This window comes from Massilia sp. LMS1-1-1.1 (assembly GCF_040815535.1).
GTDB lineage: Bacteria > Pseudomonadota > Gammaproteobacteria > Burkholderiales > Burkholderiaceae_D > Janthinobacterium > Janthinobacterium aestuarii.
Genome location: NZ_JBFPNG010000033.1, coordinates 1 through 272, shown reverse-complemented (window position 1 = coordinate 272; position 272 = coordinate 1). Strand labels below are relative to the sequence as shown.

General features: G+C 48.5%; 1 rRNA gene. It reads right to left on the bottom strand.

Features of this window, described 5'->3' with window-relative positions:
• Nucleotides 1–188: 188 nt before the first annotated feature.
• Nucleotides 189–272, bottom strand: a 23S ribosomal RNA gene (locus MRBLMS1_RS18875); the annotation flags it as partial.

Here is a 272-nt window from a genome sequence, read left to right as displayed (position 1 = left end):
GGTCCTGTTCGGGATGGGAAGGGGTGGGACCAACTTGCTATGGTCATCAGGCATAACTTGTACTGGCGTTTGTCCTCAATGGAGCGACAAAGCCTGAATCTGGAAGAAGCAAAGATTGGGGTAATGAATGTCGTATCAACACACACACAACGTTGTACCGTCTTATCCTCTGTACCTGCTAAGGTTATAGGGACAAGCCGTACGGGCAATTAGTACTGGTTAGCTTAATGCATTACTGCACTTCCACACCCAGCCTATCAACGTCCTGGTCT